The organism is Microcoleus sp. LEGE 07076, from assembly GCF_015207455.1.
Taxonomy (GTDB): domain Bacteria; phylum Cyanobacteriota; class Cyanobacteriia; order Cyanobacteriales; family Microcoleaceae; genus Microcoleus.
In genome coordinates, this window is sequence record NZ_JADEWV010000267.1 from 1 (window position 1) to 6,606 (window position 6,606).

Sequence of the window (6,606 nt, forward strand, 5' to 3'; positions counted from 1 at the left end):
GGTTTAATCTAGCAGGTAAGTGGCTGGGGAAATCTCGAAATATTACTACAGAAGAACCTTGGTATATTCTGACAAGCTTGGCAAATATACAAACCGCAGTTGATTCTTATGCAAAAACATTTGGAATTGAAGAAATGTTCAGAGACTTTAAGAGTGAAGGATATAACCTAGAAAGGACTAATCTCACGGGCGAGCGATTGAGTAAATTATTAATTTTGTTGTCACTAGCATACTTGAAGAGTATAATCCAATGGATAAAAATTAAGTCAAAGCAAGTTCAAGAATATTTAAGTAGAAAAACAGAAAATCACAGAAAATATGCACGTCATAGCACTTTTTATATTGGACTTTGGGGTGAATCGTGGGTCGATTTGATGTTTAGTAATTGGCTGGTTGTTGTTGAATTAATGTCTTTATATCCACATAAACTACCTAATTATCAACAAGGCATAAGAGCTATGAGGCTTATTCTATCAGCGTTATAGGTGACTTGTCGCCCCGACAGTGTTGTCTGAGATTAAGTGCCAATATGTCATACGAGCAAACGGCAGTAGATTTAGAATACATCACCGGTGTCCAAACAAATGCCATATCACAGCTCCCGACTAGTCCATCGGCAACAGTTTCCGTTGCCGATAGTGACAGAACTAATTGACAAATTATCTCTCGATGGATGAAAAATTAGATTAAGAACTGCACAGGGACTAGAATGTATCTACAAAGACTATAAAGCAAAGCACACCAACAGCGGATTAATGGGTGCATCTCAGTTTGGCAAATACATCAAATTGAAAGTTGACCGTTGAGATAAGCACAGCGAAGAGCAAGGATAGACGAAACGTTCTCAATATTCCATTGTGCTCCCGATATTTTTACCCTTAATCCAATGCGTTTAATTATTGATTCAATTGCTCCCGAACCAATCGAACTTATAGATTCTTCTTTGTAGTATTGGTAATTAACTATTCGGCAGCGATGCGTCTCTAAATAATTACAAAACGTTTTAAATGCTTGACCTTTAAAGTTTTTAAATATTTTTATAACTCGATCAATTTTGCCTTGCCATAACATGGTTTCTGCTGATTTTAATCGTTTTATTGAACCTCCTACCTTGTAGAGATTTTCTTTGAGATGATACCAATCTAAGATTTCTTGTCTTTGTTCATTATCTCCAATTTCTTTAAATATCTTCCAAATTCCGGCATGACCATCTCAAGCGTCAATACATAGGATGTAGTAATTTTTGGCTATTAGTCCAATCAATTAAATATTGATTATTTTGAAAAAATGGTCCTGAATAAACATTATCTAAACAAATGGCTTTATAGTCTTTCCAGTAACAACCCTCGCCTTTGGTTTCGTTGCGTAGCCTGACTTTCCCGCCATCTAATGTAATTTGTTGGACTCCTTGTTTAGATGTAGGTAATTCAAATTCTTGTCGTTTAACTAATCTGTGTAATGTACTATGAGAGACTTTGACCCCCGTGAAAATCTCTAAATCTTTTTCTGCCATTTGATAAGATTCGTTATTTCTGATTAAAAGACAGCATTTTTCCATAATTGGACTGAATTGACTATACGCTTTCAATCCAAAATATTTCGCTTGATTGTCTGTAATATCGAGCGAACCCATTATTGATTTTATTTTTCTGGATTTTCCTGTTTGAATCCCTGATACTGCTGAAAAAAAAAGCTACCTAGTTCTGGGCCTACTTCTTCTAACATTTTCTGACGCAGGGATTTTTCTATACTTTCAAAACTTTTTAACTGGGTTGGAGCTGTATTTCTGTAAAGAATTTCTGCTACCGCTTTTAAGTGGGCTTTTAGCTGTTGTTGGTCTGATGGTATCATTTTATTTGCCTTATATTTATTTGACTATTTTACTAGCTTTTTCATTTTAACTCTTTTTTGACACATTCGCCAAAGTGAGATGCACCCGGATTAATCGCGGGTTATCAAGATAATATTTGGCTGATTAATTGGGTAAACAGTCAACCCATCGCTAAGATTGTTACCTGTCAGGGAGATGGACATGGGGGAATTTGGAATATTATTAGGTTAGTTGCCCCCAATGGACAACGCCGAGAAATCCTTGACTGGTATCATCTGAGCGAAAATCTGAATAAGGTTGGCGGTTCACAACGCAGAATCAATGAGGCCGAAGCTTATTTATGGATGGGACAGGTAGAGAAAGCGAAACAACTTTTTGTAAATCTGACCAAAAAAGCTGCCAAGAATTTTTGCCTATATCTCAACAAACACCGAGAACGAATTGTTAATTACCACTATTACCAGTCAAATAAGATTTGTTCGATTGGCTCGGATTCTGTGGAATCAGCAATCAAACAAATTGGTCGTCGCATAAAAATTTCTGGGGCCGGGTGGAATGAGCAAAATGTCCCGCAAGTCTTGGCTCATCGAGTAGCTTACTTTAGGGCTTGCTGAATAAGCCTAAAACCCTTACCTCAAAAGATTTTGGCTCGTTTAATCGCTGACAATGTGTAAGACTTCAGGGGGCGACAAGGAGGCTATAATGGTTGCCCTATAAGCTTTATAGCTCTCAACCCTTTTTGATAAAATGACTTTTTATTGCGAACAAAGCTCAGCATGGACTCTACCCACTCCTGACAGGAGTCAAAACCTATTAGCCAATTTTCGCCATACAAACCAATCCAAAAGTTGCTATGTCTTCTCCTTGTTCTACCTGTCTCTTGAGGACGACAAACATATTTTTCTTGTCCTTGAAGCTTGGTTCTTTTTCCTTGTAACCATGCGGCAGTCATAGCTAATGCAATTAAAATCATTAAAACAATCAATTTATCAGGTGATGCTTGAGAACCCTCCAAGTTGTATCCTCCAGTTTTGCAATCTTTAAACATCGCCTCTATTCCATAACGTTGAGCGTAAATTTTGTTAGCACTTTTTAAATCTGGGAGATTAGTTAGCAGATACCAAGGTTCATCTTCTGGTTTACCTTTATATTTCCTTTTCCAAGAAGCAACCAAGTTAAAGCGAGAGAAACCTTTGTTTTGAGTTAAATTAATCAGGGGATAGAATAAATGAATGCCCGGTTTAAGTGGAATGCTGCTTAGTGCTTGAAATGGCTGTTTTTTTTCTCGAAAAGTCGTATTACCTTTTTGACGGAGTACAAAGCTGAGATGTTGACGGTGCAACCATTGTGCTAACTCTATGTTATGAAACTCCCGGTCGCCAATTATCACTAATTTATATTTCTTTAACAGTCGAATAACCGGACGTACTACCTGTTGTTGTTCGGCTAAATTAGAAGCCCCTTGTTTATCTAACAGTGTCCAGAATATGGGGAAAGCCCTTTTTTGATAAATTGCACTTACCATTAAAACATTATACTCTTTCCACTGTGTTCTATCCAATGCAATAATTAATTGAGTTCCCGCTTTGATTTGACGAGATATGACCTCTCTAATAATCGGGAACCAAATCACAAGTATGCTGAGCGCTTTAATTGATAAAAAACGTTGTGACGACGGCGACTGTTTTGTAAAATGGTTAATGGCAGAGTTGCAGCTAATCGTTCTATTCTGACTTGTTTTTGAGATTGTAACAACCATACCAGCATCTGAAGAGTCAATAACTGTTGTGGGTTGAGATATTTTTCGAGGATAGTGTGATAGAATGAGGGTAACATATTATAACTTTGGTCTTGTGGTATTAGCGACGCCTTTCCTTTTTATCACAACTAGGCGCTTTTTCCTGTATAAAAATTATTTTGTCAATAAGCTTTATTTTATGACGTGGGTTTGAAGCGCGAAAACATTAGCCTGTAATGGTTTTGGGGCGATTGTCGCCCCCTGAAGCAAGAAATTCAAGTCCTGCGGCCAAAAATAGCAGAACTAGAGAGGCGTTTGGGGTTAGATAGCCAAACCAGTCAAAACCACCGTCAAGCGATCGACTCAAAAAAGCGGATAAAATTCGGACAAAAAGTTTACGAGAAAAAGGAAAGCGCCCATCAGGGGGACAGTTTGGTCATGCAGGGCAGACATTAGAATAAGTTTTAGAACCAGATAATATCATAGAACATCCCACACCATGCTCATGTCTATCATGGGGGTGTGACATATCTCAAGTAGAAGCCAAAAAAATGATCGGGCGACAAGTATTTGATATACCAACGCCAAAAATAATCGTCACAGAACACCAAGTTGGGGTCAAAAAATGTCCTGAATGTAAAGCTCAAATACAAGGGAGTTTTCCAGAATCAGTTAAAGCCCCAGTACAGTACGGAGAAAGGGCGTTGCTGATTTACGGTATGAAAGGCTAAATAGGGCTTGCTGAATCAGTGAGAAAAGTAAACAGTGTAAGGATTTTCCGACCAAAAAAGTAGTAAGGGTGCAAGAAAAACAGGTATAATGGCTCAAAACCCGTGCATCACCATTTGCGCTCGTGTACAGAAAAGCTGAGCTTGCCCCAAGCCCCCCATCCGACTTTGAACTCCCCTTTGAAGGAAGGTTGTCTGCTGACAACCGTTGGGTAAAGATGGCAGAACTTATCCCTTGGTCGGAATTTGAATCAGAATATGCTGAAAATTTCCCGACCGAAATGGGAGCCCCCGCCAAATCATTTAGGATGGCATTGGGGGCATTAATCATCAAAGAAAAACTAGGAATCAGCGACATAGAAACAGTAGAACAGATCCGGGAAAACCCATACCTGCAATACTTTATAGGCAAATCAACCTACAGTAATGAACCCGCATTTGACCCATCACTATTAGTCCACTTTCGGCAGCGAATCAGTGCAAATTTAATCAAGAAAGTGAACGAACGAATGGTGGAAAAAATGCGCGAAATCACCCCAAAACTGCCCGAAAAAAAAAAGGATTCGGACGAAACAAATGAATCAACCAATCAAGGAAAATTAATTGTAGATGCGACCTGTGCCCCAGCCGATATTAGCTATCCCACAGACTTAGGACTATTAAACCGAGCCAGAGTTCACACCGAAAAAATCATCGACATTCTCTATAAATCCCTCAAATAAAAAATCAATAAAAAACCAAGAACCTACCGAAAAATAGCCAGGAAAGACTACTTAGCAGTAGCCAAACAACGACGACCTAAACGCCACAAAAAAATCCAAGCCATTAAAAAACAACTGCAATATATCAAAAGAAACCTCGCTCATATTGAACAGCTAATCGAATCAGGTGCCACCCTACAAAGTCTGACCAAAAAGCAATATAAAACCTTGCTAGTTCTCACAGAAGTCTATCGGCAACAACTCTGGTTATTTGAAAATAAAAAACAGAGTATATCGGACAGAATAGTAAGTTTAAGCCAACCGCACATCCGTCCCATTGTCAGAGGAAAAGCAGGGAAATCTGTAGAGTTTGGAGCCAAAATATCAGCGAGTTGCAGTGAAGGATATGTATTTTTAGACCGGATAAGTTGGGATAATTTTAACGAATCAGGAGACTTAAAAGCACAAGTAGAAGCATTTAAAAATTATACAGGATGCTATCCAGAATCAGTCCATGCCGATCGCATTTATCGAACCAGGGAAAATCGAGCCTGGTGTAAAGAAAGAGGAATTAGAATCAGTGGTCCCCCTTTAGGAAGGCCACCAGCTAATGTGAGCAAAGAAACAAAGAAACAAGCCTCAGAAGATGAAAGAATTAGAAATGCAATTGAGGGGAAATTTGGGACTTGCGAAAAAGAAGATTTAGCCTAAATCGAGTGATGGCAAAACTTGATAATACTTCTGAAACAGCCATTGCTATTACTTTTTTAGTAATGAACCTTTCTACCTGGTTAAGAGGGGTTTTTTGTGTGTTTTTATGTCAAAAACCGAAAATCACACCTATTTACGCTTCACTGATTATTAAAAGCTATAAGTGGGCAAGTTATAGTCAACAAAAACTTATGTTTTGCGGAGCTTGAATTGCCCATCAAGTGCGATCGCGATTTTTCCTAACTTATTCAGCAAGCCCTAAATATGCAAGTCATAGAAACCAGTATCCACAAAGCATCGGGATTTTCAACTTATTTTTTTCATTCCCTGATTCAGCAACGCCCAGAAAATTTATGGTGGCTTCCGCTCGTTTGATTTTGCGGTTTCCCTCGCCAATATTCGTTCTTTTCTTTCGACTGCATCTAAGCGTGGTCTTAATCTTCTAGAAGTTGTTACTGATGGGTTACTTGGTAATGTCTCTGTTTTCTTTCCGTCAAATACTACTAGCTAGGCAGTTACGAAAATTTAACGAATTAAGTCATGGCTTCTGTGACGGGATATCCGTTCATTTTAGAAGCCATATCTGTAGCACAACTTTAGGAAGACGATAGAACTGGGTGAAATCGATACCGAAAACAATTATCTTTAATCGAGCTTGAATCGATCGCTCCTGTTATTCGTTGGCGATCGATTATTAAGCAAGAACTATTTACCATACCCTAGTTCAGCAACCCATAAACTCTAAAAACAACAAAGCCAGTTTCTTCATGTCAGAAAGAGGCTTTGATTATTATGAATAAAATCCCAGGCATCGAGCTATTTTCTCAGGCAGTGACCCACCAAATATCTTCGCCACCGCAGCGTTTAACAACCGAGTTCGGGATGGAATCGGAGTGG

The 6,606-nt window shown here is 38.6% G+C and carries 2 protein-coding genes and 4 pseudogenes; 4 read left to right on the top strand and 2 right to left on the bottom strand.

Features of this window, described 5'->3' with window-relative positions:
• Positions 1–485, top strand: a pseudogene (locus IQ270_RS26670) (IS4 family transposase); the annotation flags it as partial.
• Positions 486–783: 298 nt separating this feature from the next.
• Here IQ270_RS26670 and IQ270_RS26675 read toward each other — a convergent pair.
• Positions 784–1,851 (bottom strand): annotated as a pseudogene (locus tag IQ270_RS26675) (ISKra4 family transposase).
• Between the two features lie 102 nt (positions 1,852–1,953).
• Between IQ270_RS26675 and IQ270_RS31525 the strand changes: the two are divergent.
• A pseudogene (locus tag IQ270_RS31525) lies at positions 1,954–2,445 on the top strand (ISKra4 family transposase); the annotation flags it as partial.
• 83 nt (positions 2,446–2,528) lie between these two features.
• Here the strand turns inward: IQ270_RS31525 and IQ270_RS26680 are convergent.
• On the bottom strand, positions 2,529–3,590 hold the full coding sequence (locus IQ270_RS26680; protein WP_228056733.1) for an IS4 family transposase: 1,062 nt from the start codon (positions 3,588–3,590) through the stop codon (positions 2,529–2,531).
• Between the two features lie 530 nt (positions 3,591–4,120).
• Between IQ270_RS26680 and IQ270_RS31530 the strand changes: the two genes are divergently transcribed.
• Both IQ270_RS31530 and IQ270_RS26690 read left to right on the top strand, forming a co-directional pair.
• A complete protein-coding gene (locus IQ270_RS31530; protein ID WP_228056734.1) occupies positions 4,121–4,300 on the top strand; it encodes an IS66 family transposase zinc-finger binding domain-containing protein in 180 nt (59 codons plus the stop codon).
• A 122-nt stretch (positions 4,301–4,422) separates the two neighbouring features.
• A pseudogene (locus IQ270_RS26690) lies at positions 4,423–5,918 on the top strand (IS5 family transposase).
• Positions 5,919–6,606 lie beyond the last annotated feature (688 nt).